At 62.4% G+C, this 15,131-nt stretch carries 17 protein-coding genes and 1 pseudogene; 7 read left to right on the top strand and 11 right to left on the bottom strand.

What is annotated here, in order from left to right:
- Window positions 1–59: 59 nt before the first annotated feature.
- Window positions 60–701: a hypothetical protein gene (locus tag CJEIK_RS09210; RefSeq protein ID WP_034964010.1), complete on the top strand. Its 642-nt coding sequence runs from the start codon at window positions 60–62 to the stop codon at window positions 699–701.
- On the opposite strand, the gene CJEIK_RS09205 is transcribed toward CJEIK_RS09210, so the two are convergent.
- Genes CJEIK_RS09205 through CJEIK_RS09190 form a run of 4 tightly spaced genes read right to left on the bottom strand, consistent with a single transcriptional unit; the run spans window position 698 to window position 3,437 of the window.
- Window positions 698–1,960: a hypothetical protein gene (locus CJEIK_RS09205; RefSeq protein WP_005291700.1), complete on the bottom strand. Its 1,263-nt coding sequence runs from the start codon at window positions 1,958–1,960 to the stop codon at window positions 698–700. The two genes, CJEIK_RS09210 and CJEIK_RS09205, sit on opposite strands and share 4 nt — an antisense overlap.
- Window positions 1,961–2,000: 40 nt before the next feature.
- The gene (locus CJEIK_RS09200; protein ID WP_005291698.1) at window positions 2,001–2,171 is read right to left on the bottom strand and encodes a hypothetical protein; all 171 of its coding nucleotides are present in this window, start codon (window positions 2,169–2,171) and stop codon (window positions 2,001–2,003) included.
- Between the two features lie 32 nt (window positions 2,172–2,203).
- Window positions 2,204–3,124: a C40 family peptidase gene (locus CJEIK_RS09195; RefSeq protein WP_005291696.1), complete on the bottom strand. Its 921-nt coding sequence runs from the start codon at window positions 3,122–3,124 to the stop codon at window positions 2,204–2,206.
- 1 nt (window position 3,125) lies between these two features.
- Window positions 3,126–3,437, bottom strand: a complete 312-nt coding sequence (locus CJEIK_RS09190; RefSeq protein WP_005291695.1) for a hypothetical protein — start codon at window positions 3,435–3,437, stop codon at window positions 3,126–3,128.
- 89 nt (window positions 3,438–3,526) lie between these two features.
- Between CJEIK_RS09190 and upp the strand changes: the two genes are divergently transcribed.
- Complete coding sequence (gene upp, locus CJEIK_RS09185) at window positions 3,527–4,165, top strand: uracil phosphoribosyltransferase (protein ID WP_005291693.1); 639 nt, start codon at window positions 3,527–3,529, stop codon at window positions 4,163–4,165.
- Here upp and CJEIK_RS09180 read toward each other — a convergent pair.
- Window positions 4,136–5,542 (bottom strand): phospho-sugar mutase, encoded by a 1,407-nt coding sequence (locus CJEIK_RS09180; protein ID WP_249024836.1) that lies wholly within the window; start codon window positions 5,540–5,542, stop codon window positions 4,136–4,138. The two genes, upp and CJEIK_RS09180, sit on opposite strands and share 30 nt — an antisense overlap.
- Window positions 5,543–5,629: 87 nt before the next feature.
- On the opposite strand from CJEIK_RS09180, the gene CJEIK_RS09175 reads away from it, so the two are divergent.
- The 4 genes from CJEIK_RS09175 (at window position 5,630) to CJEIK_RS09165 (ending at window position 9,247) form a co-directional block, all read left to right on the top strand.
- A protein-coding gene (locus tag CJEIK_RS09175) for an IS3 family transposase (protein ID WP_115597260.1) occupies window positions 5,630–6,846 on the top strand; the annotation gives its coding sequence in 2 pieces (ribosomal slippage) (window positions 5,630–5,891 and window positions 5,891–6,846; 1,218 coding nt in all).
- 161 nt (window positions 6,847–7,007) lie between these two features.
- Complete coding sequence (locus CJEIK_RS11385; RefSeq protein WP_011113070.1) at window positions 7,008–7,061, top strand: chloramphenicol resistance leader peptide; 54 nt, start codon at window positions 7,008–7,010, stop codon at window positions 7,059–7,061.
- 21 nt (window positions 7,062–7,082) lie between these two features.
- Window positions 7,083–8,258, top strand: coding sequence for a chloramphenicol efflux MFS transporter Cmx (cmx, locus tag CJEIK_RS09170; protein WP_077536302.1), 1,176 nt, complete (start codon window positions 7,083–7,085; stop codon window positions 8,256–8,258).
- Entirely contained in the window at window positions 8,258–9,247 is a 990-nt protein-coding gene (locus CJEIK_RS09165) for an IS481-like element IS5564 family transposase (protein ID WP_167380529.1), read from the top strand. The genes cmx and CJEIK_RS09165 overlap by 1 nt, the downstream gene beginning before the upstream one ends.
- Before the next feature lie 48 nt (window positions 9,248–9,295).
- Here the strand turns inward: CJEIK_RS09165 and CJEIK_RS11380 are convergent.
- Together CJEIK_RS11380 and CJEIK_RS09155 are read right to left on the bottom strand one after the other, a co-directional pair.
- A pseudogene (locus tag CJEIK_RS11380) lies at window positions 9,296–9,379 on the bottom strand (hypothetical protein); the annotation flags it as partial.
- 59 nt (window positions 9,380–9,438) lie between these two features.
- On the bottom strand, window positions 9,439–10,251 hold the full coding sequence (locus tag CJEIK_RS09155; protein WP_005294009.1) for a purine-nucleoside phosphorylase: 813 nt from the start codon (window positions 10,249–10,251) through the stop codon (window positions 9,439–9,441).
- A 57-nt stretch (window positions 10,252–10,308) separates the two neighbouring features.
- On the opposite strand from CJEIK_RS09155, the gene CJEIK_RS09150 reads away from it, so the two are divergent.
- Window positions 10,309–11,541 carry an amidohydrolase gene (locus CJEIK_RS09150; RefSeq protein WP_005294006.1) on the top strand — a complete coding sequence of 411 codons (1,233 nt, stop codon included), beginning with the start codon at window positions 10,309–10,311 and terminating at the stop codon, window positions 11,539–11,541.
- On the opposite strand, the gene CJEIK_RS09145 is transcribed toward CJEIK_RS09150, so the two are convergent.
- The 4 genes from CJEIK_RS09145 to glpK all read right to left on the bottom strand — a co-directional run bounded on the left by CJEIK_RS09145 (window position 11,522) and on the right by glpK (window position 15,119).
- Window positions 11,522–11,842: a hypothetical protein gene (locus tag CJEIK_RS09145; protein ID WP_115597261.1), complete on the bottom strand. Its 321-nt coding sequence runs from the start codon at window positions 11,840–11,842 to the stop codon at window positions 11,522–11,524. The genes CJEIK_RS09150 and CJEIK_RS09145 overlap by 20 nt on opposite strands.
- A gap of 103 nt (window positions 11,843–11,945) precedes the next feature.
- A protein-coding gene (locus CJEIK_RS09140; RefSeq protein ID WP_370510475.1) for an IS3 family transposase occupies window positions 11,946–13,288 on the bottom strand; the annotation gives its coding sequence in 2 pieces (ribosomal slippage) (window positions 11,946–12,847 and window positions 12,847–13,288; 1,344 coding nt in all).
- A 59-nt stretch (window positions 13,289–13,347) separates the two neighbouring features.
- Window positions 13,348–13,545: a DUF1707 SHOCT-like domain-containing protein gene (locus CJEIK_RS09135; protein ID WP_077536200.1), complete on the bottom strand. Its 198-nt coding sequence runs from the start codon at window positions 13,543–13,545 to the stop codon at window positions 13,348–13,350.
- A 23-nt stretch (window positions 13,546–13,568) separates the two neighbouring features.
- Complete coding sequence (gene glpK / locus CJEIK_RS09130) at window positions 13,569–15,119, bottom strand: glycerol kinase GlpK (protein WP_370510476.1); 1,551 nt, start codon at window positions 15,117–15,119, stop codon at window positions 13,569–13,571.
- Window positions 15,120–15,131 lie beyond the last annotated feature (12 nt).

The raw sequence follows: 15,131 nt of genomic DNA, 5'->3' as shown, positions 1-15,131 counted from the left end.
AAGTCCAGACGAGCTCTTTTGTTAGTAGCTGCCCTTGAATGACCGGAAGTGATTGATCCATGAATAACCCCAATCCCTACGGCGCGATGGGTGGAAACCCTCAGTTTGGATACGGCTCCCGCCCCGGCACATGGATGCTGCTCGTCTCCGGCGGCGCTACAGCTTTAGCCCTGCTTATGTTCACGGTGAGCTTTCTCGGATGGACGGAGCTGAGGTTTAACTACGATGAAGGAATTATGAGGCTGAATGTGAACGGCTGGGGCAGGGTTGTCGTCACAGGCGCTCCGGAGGGTGCTGACGTTGTTGATTCGAAGTTCAGCAGTGCCGGGGTCGGCGTACCAGCCAATGTCACAGCCCTGTCGCTCCTGATTGTGGGTGCCGTCATGTTGTGGCAGGCGGTGAAGCCGCGTGTGGCCTTTTCCATGTTTATTGGCGCGGGTCTGGTGGTTCTAGGCTGGGCGATCTGGTCGATCATGAAGATCCAGCGAGCATTGAAGGCCATGGAGAGGGAAGAGGGCGCTCGACTGCGGGAAGAAGGCCTGGTTTTCGAGGAGGTGTTCCGAGGGAGTGCAGAAATCGGCGTTTATTTTGCAATCGCCCTTTCGTTGGCGGCCGTCTCTCTTGGTGTATTTGCGCTTTTCAAATACAACAGCCAGGCGAAGATGCCCTGGGGCTGGCCGGGCCAGCCATCTAATTTCTAAAAGCGCGTAAAGCGCTTAATCAGGCCTTCCTCCAGTGCCTTCCAGCCCTTTGCCTCCTCGTCGAAGGGGGCGGATGGCTGTGCGTCCGACGGGGAACCCAGCATGTAAGCCAGGTAGTTCTGCAGCTTCGGGTAGCTCAGCAGGATCTTGTTCACGCCGTCGTCGCCCGCCCAGTCCGCGGCGTCCGCCAGCAGCTCGTAGGCGCGACCCAGCTGGTCGGTATCCACCGCGTCAAGGGATTCCGAAATGTCGTCGTGCAGGCCAGCGAAGGAGTACTGGTTCGAGTCGTGCACCGTGACCTCCAGCTCGCCGGCGTTGGCGGCGCTGACTAGGTCGCCCCAAGTATCCAACTCTTCGAGGTCGTGATCGTGGGCGTCAATAATCCAGCGCACGAGGGCACGAGAGTTCGGGAAGGTGTTGATCTCCCCGTGGCGGCCGAGGAAGCGCGGCTTGTCGCCGACGTAGCAGCGCAGAGTGTAGACGTACTGGCCGTTCAGGCTGATACGGATCGGATCGATGCCGGCGTCGGCCCAGATGGTCTTGTCATAAGGATCGACGTCCTTGCCCTCGGTGGCCGTGGCCGCAGCCGCCGCCTCGGCTTCCTTTTCCTTCTGGCGCTTCTCGCGGGCCTCCTGAGCCTCGTCGATGCGCTTCTGCGCGTCCTCCACCTTCGCTTCGTCGACCTCAGGCTCGGTCAGGTACACTTCGACGTCATCGAGCATGCCCTTCCACCGATCCAGCACGGTGCGGCCAACCCCCGACCACTCTTCCAGGCCGTTCTGCGACTGGTAGTGGTCCGGCCCGCGGCGCACGTTATCCAGGATGGAGTAGGAGTGGAACCAGTTGTTCACGCTCTTCAGCCCCAGGACATTGCCCATGGAGCGCAGCAGATCGAAACCGCGGGCGACCGCGGAGGTGGATTCATAGCCCGGGCGCTGAGCCAGCTTGCGAGGCACCTCGACCAGGCTGATTTTGCCGGTGCGGGTGGGCACCACATTGGTGACCAAGTCGGACTTGAACTGCGCCCACTTGGGGTGCTCGGCCAGTTCGTTGCGGCCGCCGTCCTCGAGGAAAGCCAGGAGCTTGGCGGGGGAGTCGAAGACGAAAAGATCGTCGTCATCGCCCAGGAAGCCCTGCCAGCGCTCACCCTTGACCAGCCAGTTCGGGGCCCACAGGGTGTACCAGGTGCCGCTGGTGATCTCTAACTCCACGGCGACGATGCCGTTGCCGAATGTCCTCAAGCCATTATCTGCTGCCATGGCTAGGCATTCTACTAGGTCGGTCTGGTTACGTCGGTGTTTAGTCCTGCGTCTGGTCGGCCCGCCGGTTGCGCAGCTCCGCCGTCAGTACCGCGGGCACGGTTTCCGGCATTTCGCCCAGGAACTGCGCAGCCAGATACTCCCGAGGTGGAGGAGTGCTCACGATGCGAGCCAACCCGCTGCCGTGGGATCGTCCGTTGATGAGTGGCATGTTTTTCTCCTCTAAGTCCTTTGCCTGTTTACTTAGGCCGCCGTCGGCCGGTAGAAACCCTTGAAGGGCATTCCGATATTGTCTTGCCTGATGGGGTTGATCTGCACCGGATCACCGGCCTCAATCATGTTCCCGCCGTCGACGATCATCGCCACGTGCCCGTCCCACACCGCCAAGTCGCCTGCTTGCAGCTCCGCGCGAGAAATCTGTGGCCCGACTGCCTGCGCGCTTGCCGTCCGCGGCAGATCCACCCCAGCCTGCTGGTAGGCCCATTGCACCAGGCCACTGCAGTCCAGCCCCTTGCCTGGCACCGTCCCACCCCACTGATACGGGGTGCCCAGGGCTGTCTTCGCCGCGGCTACCGCTTTCCGCGCTTGTTCCGTTGGTGCGCCCGGCGCGCTGTGGCTATCTTGTGACGCCGGCGCCGCAACCTCTGCCGTATCCGGGTTACGGACAGGCAGCCGCTCGGGAATCTGGTCCTTCTTCACCTGGTGAACATCCAGAGTTAGCCCTCGCAGCTCTTCCTCTAGTTTGTGCATGCGATCTTCCGCCCGCCCAATGTGTCGCAGCACCACCGGCATCGCCGCGCCGAGACCATTCACCATTCCCAGTGGGCCAGCAACACCGCTGGTAGCCACTGCGTGGCCGACCTCCCGCACGCAGTCGTCGAAGACACTGCCCAGGTCCCCAATAGCCCGCTCTACGGCCTGGGCTGCCTGTCCGGCAAGCTTGTCCAATGCACCGCCCGCACCTAATGCCTGGGAAACGACCTTGGACACCGAGTCCAGGGAGCCGTGGACGTTGTCACCTGCCCGCCCCTGCAGGGCGGAGGCCGCCAAGTCTCCCAGTTTTTCCAGGCCTTTTACCCCGGAAACGCTGGCGCTAAGCCCTGGGCTAAAAGGCGAGGGAATCACCGCGGCCAGTGGGGCCACGAGGCTTGCTATGTCCAGCACTTCAGACCTCCTTCAACCCGCTGAAGGTGTGGGAGTATTCGCCCTCGTGTTCGTCTAGTCCGCGGTGAACGCTACCCAGGGCAAACGTGGCGTCATTAAAGTAGCCTTTCGCATCCCGTAACAACCCATCGTGGGCGTCCCGCGCCGTCGACAGCGCCTGTAGAAAGTCTCTAAGCGCCGGCGGCGCCACCACACCGACGGCGCCGTGCAGTGGTGCGATCTTACCCTGCAGCGCCGTACTCACGTCCTGCGTACGCTCCCGCAGCCGCCCCACCAGCTCCGAATCAGCTGCAAACGCATCCCCTGAAAGCATGAAAACCCTCCCCCGAATACACTCTCAGTTTCTTTAGACTCTGCCGTGGCCCAAAAGGTTCAATTGCGGATCAACTAGAGTAGGGAACTATGGAAATTCAGGTGGTTAATCATCCGCTCGTCGCCTCCCGACTCAGCATCATGCGCGACAAGAACAGCGACAACGCACAGTTCCGTGCCGCCCTGTCCGACCTGGGGGCAATGCTGATCTACGAGGCATCCTCGGACCTGGCGGTAGAGAACTTTGAGCTGGAAACTCCCGTCGCCACCACTACGGGCACGCGACTGGAAAAGCCGCCGATCATCGTGCCCGTCATCCGCGCAGGCCTAGGCATGATCGACCCGGCGCTGTCTATGATCCCCGACGCTCAGGTCGGCTTTATCGGCATGGCTCGCGACGAAACTACCCACGAGCCCGTGCCCTACCTGGAGGCACTGCCGGACGATCTCAGCGACCAGCCGGTGTTCCTGGTCGACCCGATGCTCGCCACCGGTGGCTCATTGCTGCACGCCATCCGCCTGCTTGAGGGGCGCGGTGCCAACGACATCACCTGCGTGTGCATGGTTTCCGCGCAGCCGGGTGTGGATGCGCTGGTGGAGGCCAACGTGGGGGTGCGCCGGCTGTACACCGCCACTATTGACCCGAGCCTGAACAAGGAGGCGTACATCGTGCCCGGCCTGGGCGATGCCGGTGACCGCCTATACGGCCCCCGAAACATCGACCTGTAGCCGCTCTAGCAGCGCCCCCACGGCCTGTGGGTCCGTCCCTGGCTCCGCGCTGACCTCCAGGTAGAACTTCGCCTTCGGCTCGGTGCCGGACGCGCGGGCCACTACGCGCAGCCCCATATTCGCGGAAGTGCCCACCAGTCGCACGCCGTCGGTGCGGTTGCCAGCGGAATCCTCGATCGGCCCGGCCTGCATGGCCGCACCTGCGAGCTCAGCCGGCGGATTATCCGTCCAGCGAGCGATCAACTCTTGGGCTTGCTCGGCACTGTCGAAACGGGCGCTCACCTGTGAGGTTCTGAATACTCCATAGGTGGCCTCAATGTCGTCCAACTCGGCGACCAGGTCTGCCTCGGCTGCCCACGCCGCCGCGATCAGTGCCGTCGCAATGCCGTCCTTGTCCGCTACGATGTGCGGCGCGGGTGCGGTGCCGATCGCCTCCTCGTAGGCAAAGGCCAGCTCACCGGGCCGCCCTTGGGCAGCGCGCGCCAGGTTCTTAAACCCAGTCAGCGTCTCCACGTAGTCCCAGCCCTCGGCGCGCGCCATGCGCCCCAGCAGCTGCGAGCTGACCACCGTTGTCGCTACTACATGCTTGTTCTTTGTGGACGCCCCTACGCCCGCCAACACCCGGCGCGCCAGCAAGGGGCCGGCCTCGTCGCCGCGCAGCATGTGATAATCGCCGTCCGCGCGCTTAAGCCCCAGCATGCAGCGGTCCGCATCCGGATCCAGGGCGATCAGCAGGTCCGCATCGATGGCGCGGGCTTCTTCCAGCAGCGCGTCGGTGGCACCCGGCTCCTCAGGGTTGGGGAAGTCCACAGTCGGGAAGGTCGGGTCCGGCCAGCGCTGCGAGGCCACCGCGTGCACGTTGCCGAAGCCGTTCTCACGTAAGGCCCACTCCAGGGCATTGCCGCCCACGCCGTGCATGGGGGTGTAGAGGATCTTCAGCTTCCGCCGCGGCGCCAGCTCGGATTGGCGGCCGGTGGCCACCAGGGTACTTAGCTCGGTGACATAGCCGGAGACTACGGACAGGTCTACAGACTTCGCCTCGGAGCGGGGGATCTTCGCCGCGTCAGTTGGCTGGGCGGCAATGTGCTCCTCGATCTGCCGGTCGGCGGGGGAGACCAGCTGAGAGCCGCCGTCCAGGTACAGCTTGTAGCCGTTGTCCTGCGCGGGATTGTGCGAGGCGGTGATCTGCACGCCCACGTCCATTCGCCGTGAGCGCACCAGCCACGCCAACACTGGGGTGGGGGAGGGTTCCGCGATGAGGGTCACGTCGAAGCCTGCGCCGGCGAAGGTTTCCGCCGTCGCACGGGCTAGGTGTGATGTCCAGGGACGTTGTTCTGGCCCCCGCCCGTAATGACACCGTGCCGATTCAAGAAGTATCTGTCCAGACCGCTTGCCATTGAAGGCTGAGGTTACCCTCGTTTAGTGGACACCCTATTTGTACGGATCTTGTGTCCGTAGGAGAGGATGTTCATTGTGAGTCAACAGCGCAAGAAGTACACGCCGGAGTATCGGCGTGAAGCCGCGAACCTGGTAATCGAGTCAGAGCGCCCGATCGCTCATGTGGCTAAGGAAATCGGTGTTTCCGCCGGGCTTTTGGGCCGGTGGGTCAAACTCGAGCGTGAACGCCGAGGAGCCTCGGATGGGATGAGTGAGGCTGATCTTCGTGCTGAGAATGCTCGTCTGCGCCGTGAGTTGGCAGAAGCCAAGATGGATAACGAGTTTTTGTCAAAAGCGACGGCCTTCTTCGCTGCGAAGCAACGCGAGCAGAAAAGTTCGAATTGATGCGGCAGGAGAAGGCGAACTACAGCATCAAGCGCATGGCACGGCTATTAAAAGTATCTCGGTCTGGATACTACAAATGGGCCCATGTGCAGCAGAAACGACTATCCGGAAAGGATGATCGTGTTGCATTTTACGATGATGTTGACCGTAAGATTCATCAGATTTGGAAAGACTCTGATGAGGTTTATGGTGCTCCGCGGATCACCGCAGAGCTCGCCGAGCGCTACCACATTTCGCTTAACCGTAAGACTGTGGCGAAGCGGATGCGCATGATGGGCATTGAAGGGATTTCACCGCGTGCCTTTGTCCCGGTGACAACGATTCAAGCCAAGCGTAAGTCAACTCTTCCTGACCTGGTCAAGCGCATGTTTGATACTGGTGAGCTCAACCGGGTGTGGATGTCGGATATTACCTACCTACGCACCAGCGAGGGATGGTTGTACTTGTGCGCGGTCCGCGATGGTCATTCCCGCAGGGTACTGGGCTGGGCAATGGATAGTGTTCAAGACACAAGTTTGGTTGAACGGGCCCTGCGGATGGCGCATACGCTGCGCGGTGACGTTCCTGATGGGCTGGTGTTTCACGCTGACCGTGGAACGCAATTCACTAGCGAGAAGCTCTGGGAGGTCTGCCGCAGACTGGGCATCGCTCAGTCTGTGGGGCGCACTGGCGTGTGCTTCGATAACGCGATGGCTGAGTCGTTCTGGTCGACGCTAAAGACTGAATTCTACGACCGTAAGCGATGGCCTACCCGTGATGCTGCACGCAAGGCTGTTGCCTACTGGATTGAAGTCGTCTACAACCGCCGGCGCCGGCACTCTGCACTCGGGATGGTCAGCCCCGTCGACTTCGAGAACCACGCCGGCGCAATCAACAGCAGAAAAGAAATAGCTGCCTAACCACTAGGTAGCTCCACTACGTGTCCACGATTTGCGAGCAACCCCAAGGCATGTTAGAGTTTGGGGCATGTCGAGTCCCGAATCAGACAGGTCAGGGGTTGTCGGTCACACCGCCAGCCCCTTGAACCACTAGTTACGACGCCCACGATCTGTGTGGGCGTATGTCTGGCGTACCCGGGGCGCTGGCCGTGGTGACAAGAAGAACCATTTCTTGATCTCACACCTCGGAGTACTCGATGCCTTTTGCCCTCTACATGCTTGCCCTGGCGGTCTTCGTCATGGGCACTTCAGAATTCATGCTCGCGGGATTGCTCCCCGCGATCGCGACCGAACTTGACGTCTCGGTCGGCACTGCGGGCCTGCTGACCTCCGCATTCGCAGTCGGTATGGTCGTCGGCGCGCCAGTGATGGCGGCATTCGCTCGCCGTTGGCCACCGCGGCTCACATTGATCGTTTGCCTTCTCTTGTTCGCGGGAAGCCACGTCATCGGAGCGATGACACCAGTGTTCTCTCTCCTGCTCATCACCCGGGTGCTCAGCGCTCTCGCAAACGCAGGATTCCTCGCCGTAGCACTGAGCACGGCCACTACCCTCGTGCCAGCGAACCAGAAGGGGCGTGCACTGTCGATCCTGCTCTCCGGCACGACGATCGCAACCGTCGTGGGCGTCCCCGCCGGGGCACTGCTCGGCACAGCGCTGGGCTGGCGAACGACGTTCTGGGCGATCGCCATCCTCTGTATTCCCGCGGCCGTTGGAGTCATTCGTGGCGTCACGAACAATGTTGGTCGGAGCGAGACTAGCGCGACCTCACCAAGGCTCCGTGTCGAGCTCAGCCAGTTGGCGACGCCGCGGCTCATCCTGGCCATGGCACTCGGAGCGCTGATCAACGGAGGGACCTTTGCGGCATTCACCTTCCTGGCACCCATCGTGACCGAGACCGCGGGCTTGGCCGAAGCGTGGGTGTCCGTCGCGCTGGTGATGTTCGGCATCGGATCGTTCCTTGGCGTCACGATCGCAGGACGACTATCAGATCAACGACCTGGCCTCGTGCTCGCAGTCGGCGGACCGCTATTGCTGACAGGCTGGATCGTGTTGGCAGTGGTCGCATCTCATCCCGTTGCGCTTATCGTCCTCGTCCTCGTTCAGGGATTCCTGTCGTTCGGCGTCGGCAGTACTCTGATCACGCGTGTGCTGTATGCAGCATCGGGTGCGCCAACGATGGGCGGTTCGTACGCAACCGCAGCATTGAATATCGGAGCTGCAGCGGGGCCCGTGCTTGGTGCGCTCGGGCTCGCGACCGGGCTGGGGCTGCTCGCGCCGGTTTGGGTCGCTTCGGTGCTGACAGCGATCGCTCTCGTCATCATGCTTCTCACCAGACGCGCGCTTACGAAGACCGCGGCGGAGGCCAATTGATGACCCATCCGAACGCTCTTCTCACTCCTCGTGCCCGTCTCCGGTTAGCTCGGCTGATTGTCGAAGACGGCTATCCGGCCACGATCGCCGCAAAGATGTTCATGGTCTCCCCGATCACTGCCCGGAAATGGGCAGGCCGCTACCGGGAAGAGGGTGAGTTTGGGATGCAGGATCGCTCCAGCAAGCCGCACCGGATCCCAGGCAGGACGCCCGAGCATGTCAAGAAGAAGATCATCAACCTGCGCTGGCGGCTTCGACTGGGGCCAGCCCAGATCGCTGCGCGACTTGGTCTCTCGACGTCGACTGTTCACGCGGTCCTCGTCCGTTGCCGCGTGAACCGCCTCTCGCATATCGATCGTGTCACTGGCGAGCCATTGCGGCGATATGAGCATCCTCATCCGGGATCGTTGATTCATGTCGATGTCACGAAGTTCGGCAACATCCCCGACGGCGGTGGACATCGTTACGTAGGTCGGCAGCAAGGCGCACGGAACAAGCTCGCGACTCCGGGATTACCACGAGGAAAAGATCACAAGCCGCGCACCGGGACGGCGTTCGTTCACACAGTCATCGACGACCACTCCCGCGTCGCATACGCAGAAATCTGGTCGGATGAGCAGGCGAGCACAGCGGTGGGAGTTCTCGAACGCGCCGTGGCCTGGTTCGCCGAACGAGGCGTGACCGTCGAGCGAGTCCTATCCGACAACGGGTCGGCATACAGATCCCACGCATGGAGGGACTTCTGCGCTCGGCTCGGCATCCGACACAAGCGGACACGCCCCTACCGGCCGCAGACGAACGGGAAGATCGAGCGATTCCACCGCACGCTCGGGGACGGCTGGGCCTATGCCAGGTTTTACGGTTCAGAGGCCGAACGACGCCTGGCGCTGCCCGGCTGGCTCCACTTCTACAACCACCACCGACACCACTCTGCGATTGGCGGCGTACCCTTCGACCGACTCAACAACGTCCCTGGACATCACAGCTAGGGCGTGGGAGGCGTAGCGGGCGTCATAGCCCACAGCCGCACGAAAAACCCCGTCGGCGCGCAAGGGGCGCTTTCGTTCCTTGAGCCACGCAGCCACACCGGCCGTGGCGCGGGTGGCGGTGCTGACGTTCATCTCGTCTGGCCCGGGGCCGATTTTGGCGCGTAGGCCGGCGGTACCGAACTTCAACTGGCTCATAGGTTGTTCACCAGCTCGCCGAGCAGCTTGCCCATGTCGTTGGCGGCTTCCTTGCCCGCCTGCAGGACCTCCTCGTGGTTCAGGGCCTCGCCGGTAACCCCCGCCGCCAGGTTCGTGACCAGCGAGATACCCAGCACGTCCACGTCCGCCTCACGCGCGGCGATCGTCTCGTAGACCGTGGACATGCCCACCAGGCCTGCGCCCAGGGTGCGCAGCATGTGGATCTCCGCCGGGGTTTCGTACTGCGGCCCAGGCATCATTGCGTACACGGCCTCGCGCATGCCGGGGCGTAGCTTCTGCACCTTGGTGCGCAGCTCGGGGTTGTAGGCATCCACCAGGTTCACGAAGTTCGCGCCCGTCAGGGGTGTCTTGGCGGTGAAGTTAATGTGATCGGCGATCAGCACCGGCTCGCCGACGGTCATGCCCTCGGTCAGGCCGCCCGCGGCGTTGGTCAGCACGATCGTCTGCACGCCCGCGGCCGCGGCGGTGCGGACCGCATGGGCAGTGCGCCACAGCTCGTGGCCCTCGTAGGCGTGGGTGCGGCCCAACAGCACCAGCACGTTGCGGCTGCCGATGCGGGCGCTGCGCACAGTGCCGCCGTGCCCCTGCGCGGTGGGAGCAAGGAAGCCCGGCAGCTCCGACATCGGGAACTCCTGCAGGTCTTCCGCGCCTTCGCACAGCACGTCGGCGGCGGGGCGCCACCCAGAGCCGAGCACCACGGCACAGTCATAGGAATCGAGGCCGGTGCGCTCCTTCAGCGCCGCCGCAGCCTCTGCGGCCAGTTCATAGGGATTTGGGGAAGCAGTCATGCCAACCAAGAATACCGCAGGCGCTAGACTAGACAGGTCAGTAAAAGTGAGAGGGACGTGAGTATTCAAGTGCAAGACGGCACACAGGAACGCGCGCAGGAAAGCAGCACCCATTCCGTCGGCCAGTTCGTGCAGAACTGGACGCGGGACAACGCACAGCGGGTCATCGACTGGCGGCGTCACCTGCACCGCAACCCCGAGCTGTCGCACATGGAGACGGAGACCACCCGCTTCCTCGCCGCCGAACTCGAGCGCGCTGGGCTGCAGCCCGTGGCCCTGCCTTCCACGGGCCTGATCGCCGACATCGGCCCTGTCGGCGCGCCCCGTATCGCCTTCCGCGGTGACATCGACGCGCTGCCGTTGCAAGAGGTCACAGGCCTCGACTACGCCTCCGAGGTGCCGGGGGTTATGCACGCCTGCGGTCACGACATCCACACCACAATCGTGCTGGGGCTGGCCGTCGCCCTTGCCGATTTTGTTGACGCCCACGGGGAGGATGCCCTGGGGATCCAGGTTCGCTTTATCTTCCAGCCCGCCGAAGAAGTCATGGACGGCGGCGCGGTGGACGTCATCGAAGCCGGAGCGCTTCATGGCGTGTCCCGCATCTTTGCCGTCCACTGCGAGCCGAAGCTGCGCACCGGCGAGATCGGCGTGCGCACCGGTGCGATCACCTCCGCCAGCGACGTGGTGGAGATCATCCTGCGCGGCCATGGCGGCCACACCTCCCGTCCGCACCTGGCGGCGGATCTGGTGTACACCGCAGGCCTCATCGCCTCGCAGCTGCCGGGCCTGCTGTCCCGCACCGTGGACCCACGCACCGGCACGGTGCTGACTTTCGGCGCGATCAACGGCGGTTCTACGTTCAACGCAATTCCCCAGGAGGTTCGCCTGCTCGGTACGTTCCGCACCGCGGAGGTTGGAGTGTGGCGTCGTGGCGAAGAAACCCTGCGAGAACTCCTAGAGCACCTGGTGGCACCTACCGGGGCCGAGCTCGAGCTGCGCTACACCAAGGGCGTGCCGCCGGTGATGAATGACGACGTCTCCACCGCAGCGCTTGCGCAGGCCGTCAACGACGTGGATCCAAACGCGCTGAAGGAGGCGCCGCAATCCACCGGCGGCGAAGATTTCAGCTGGTACCTGGAGCACGTTCCGGGCTCCATGGCGCGCCTGGGCGCGTGGACTGGCAAGGGGGAGCGGCCCGACCTGCACCAGCCGGACATCGTGTTCGACGAGCGCGCCTTGGGCATCGGCATCCGCCTATTCGCCGGGGTTATTGACCAGTTCCGTTAAGGCGCTTCTGCGCGAACTTCATCGCGCTGCTGGTCAGCTGGTGGGTGCGCTGCTTGCGCTCGAACTTCCACTGCGCCTGCTGGGCGCGCTGCTGCATCTTCAGCTCCCGGAAGCGCTGGCGCTCCAACTGCTCCGGGCTGGGCTCGTACCAGGCTCTCGGGCCGACCTTCATGACGTAAAGCAGCACGAAAACCAGCGGGATTAGTAGCAGCAGGATGGCGGAGTTCGCCCACACGCCATTGAAGAGCATGGCCAGGGCGCTGCTGCCGATCACGGTGCTGAGCAGCAAGCCCAGGCGCATGTTCCTGCCGCTGCGGTACATACGGTCGATCTCGCGGGCGGAGTAGTAGGGGACCAGCTCCCGGGAGGCTGAACTAGCCCCCGAAAGTTGGACTGGTTTAATTCTATGCGGTTAGGGTTTCAAGGGTCTGATTCCGATATTGCATCGGGGTCAGGCCCTTGAGTCGTTGTTGGATGCGTTCGGTGTTGTACCACTGGATGTATTCGTCGATTGCTTGGTTGAATTCTGCGACGGTGCCGAAGACTTCACCGTGGTACATCTCGGTTTTCAAGTGGCCGAAGAAGTTCTCCATGACCGCGTTGTCGTAACAGTTGGCTTTACGCGACATCGACTGAACACCGCCGTTGTCATCGATCAGGTCGCGCCAGGAGGCGTGCTGGTACTGGAAGCCTTGGTCAGTGTGCATCATCCACCCGGGTTCAGGCGCACACGTTTTAATCGCCTTGGACAAAGAGGCAGCGGTAAACGCTGTCGACGGCGATGTAGCCACGGTGTGGGCAACAATTGAGCGATCGAACAGGTCCATCACCGGTGACAGGTAGACCTTGCGACCTGCGACCCTGAACTCGGTGACGTCGCTGACAAAGACGGTATTTGGCTGATCCGGGGTGAACTTGCGGTCAAGCTTGTTGTCAGCGATGTGACTGATCGTCCCAGCATAGGAAACATAAGGTCTACGTTGGCGAATCTTGGCTCGCAGCCCCATCTCGCACATGAGCTTGTACACGAGTTTGTGGTTGACCACCCACCCCTGGTTACGCAGGTCAAGTAACACTCGCCGGTAGCCGTAGCGATGCTTGTTGCGCTCGAAGCTTTCCCGGATCTCGGCCTTGAGCGCGGCGTGCTTATCCGGCTTACTGAGTCGTTTCTGGTGGTAGAAGAACGTCGACCGTGGGATACCTGCTGCCTTTAGGAGATACTCCAGGCGGTGGTGCGACTTGAGGATGACAATCGCCTGGACTTTCAGGCGCGTCTCTGGTTCCTCAAGTCCCGCAATTTTTTTAGATAAGCGTTTTCCGCTTCCAACCGCGCGATCCGGCGCCGCAGCTTCTCCTCTTCGGTCAGCGGCTTTGGCACAGCCGAACCTTTGGGCCTGCCCTTCGGCTTCGGTTTTAACGCCTCGTCGCCACCTTTACGCCATTGCCGCGACCAATAACTGACCAGCTGGTCCGACGACAGGTTAAATTCACGTGCAAGATTCATCTTTGTCTCGCCGGAAAGGTGGCGCTCGACAACTTCCTTTTTGAACTCGAACGAATACTGCTGCTTTGTCGGTTTCTCCACAAGACATAGCCTGCCATGCAGCTGAAACCGACGATAGAGCAAACGGACGGCGTTTTTGGGGACACCAAGAGCATTGGCAGCGGCTGTTTCGCCCATGCCTTGCTCGAAACACTCCACCAGCTGTTCACGCTGCTGCTCATTCAGCGAACTTCGTGCTCTCAATGAAAACTGCTCCCCACTAGTCGGTAACTGATTTCTCAGTCCAACTAATGGGGAGCAGTTCAGGCTTCCAGCTTGGGGAGGTCGAAAAAGATCTGTTCCAGTTCGCCTTCGGACACTGCGGCGGTGGCCTGCTGCACGCGCTCCTCGTACTCGGTCATGGTGAGCCGACCGTCGGCAAAGTGCTCGCCAAGCGCGCTGATAGCGTCGCTACGGTCGACATCGGAGATGCGGATTTCACGGCGGGACGGTTCGTTCATACTTCTAAGGTAGCAGTGGACGCCTAATCGTCGGTCCAACCGAACGTCCGCTCAACGGCGCGCTTCCACTTGTCGTAAGCGATCTTGCGCTCCTGCGGGTCGCCCTTGGGGAAGTAGGTCTTTTCCTCCTGCCAAAGGGAAACCAGCTCGTCGAGGTCCCGGTAGAAGCCCACGGCTAGCCCGGCGGCGTAGGCCGCGCCGAGGGCCGTGGTCTCCGAGACCTCCGGCACCGTCACCGGCACCTCCAGCTGATCGGCTTGAAATTGCATCAGCAGCGAGTTGACCACCATGCCACCATCGACGCGCAGGTTCTTCAGATCCACCTGCGAGTCCGCATTCATGGCCTCGACCACCTCGCGGGTCTGGAAGGCCGTGGCTTCCAGTGCGGCGCGGGCGATGTGCGCCTTCGTCACATAACGGGTCAGCCCCGCGATGATGCCGCGGGCCTCGGGGCGCCAATGTGGCGCCAGCAGCCCGCTGAAGGCCGGGACGATGTAGCAGCCGCCGTTATCGTCCACGCTGCGGGCCAGAGGCTCGATGTCGTCGGCAGTGTCAAAGAACCCTAGGTTGTCGCGCAGCCACTGCACCAGGGAGCCGGTGACGGCGATGGATCCCTCCAATGCGTACACGGCCGGCTGGTTGCCCAGCCGGTAGGCCACGGTGGTGATCAGTCCGTGCTCGGACCACTGCGGCTCAGTGCCGGTGTTCATCAGCAGGAAGTTGCCTGTGCCGTAGGTGTTCTTCGCTTCACCCTGGTTAAAGCACACCTGGCCGAAGGCGGCGGCCTGTTGGTCACCCAAGATTCCCGCGATTGGCACGCCCTGCACAGGTCCGCTACGGCGGACCTTCCCGACGACCTCGGAAGAGCTGACGATCTCCGGCAGCATGGATTCCGGCACGCCGAACAGCTCGCACAGCTCTGGATCCCAAGTCTGTGTCCGCAGGTCCATCAGCATGGTGCGCGAGGCATTGGTGACGTCCGTGACGTGCCGGGCGTGATCGCTGCGGCTCGCCTTCGACTTCTTGCGCGAGCGGCGTGTGAGTTCCCAGATCAGCCACGTATCAATGGTTCCGAAGGCCAGCTCCCCACGCTCCGCCTTCTCGCGGGCGCCTTCGACGTTGTCCAGGATCCACTGGATCTTCGGCCCGGCGAAGTAGGTGGAGGCGTTCAGCCCGGTGCGCTCGAAGATCATGGTCTTCTGTTCTTCGCTCAAAGAGCTCACGATCTTATCGGTGCGCGTGTCCTGCCACACGATGGCGTTGTAGATGGGCTTGCCAGTGGCGCGGTCCCACACGACGGTGGTTTCGCGCTGGTTGGTGATGCCCACCGCTGCGAACTCCTCGACCGGAATGTCGCGGGAGGCCGCCGCGTCCGCCATCACGCGCCGGGTGTTGCGCCGGATTTCCTCCGGGTCGTGCTCCACCCAACCGGGGCGCGGGAAGATCTGCCGGTGCTCCATGTGGCTGGAGCTGATGATCTTGCCGTGAGCATCAAAAATGATGCAGCGGGTAGACGTCGTCCCCTGGTCGAGCGCCAATACGTAGCCCCTCTTGGAGCTTTTCCACTTAGCCAAGGTCCCGGTCAG

This window comes from Corynebacterium jeikeium (assembly GCF_028609885.1).
Lineage (GTDB): Bacteria > Actinomycetota > Actinomycetes > Mycobacteriales > Mycobacteriaceae > Corynebacterium > Corynebacterium jeikeium.
The sequence above is the reverse complement of the archived record's forward strand: the minus strand, read 5'-3'. Positions and strand labels throughout refer to the sequence as shown.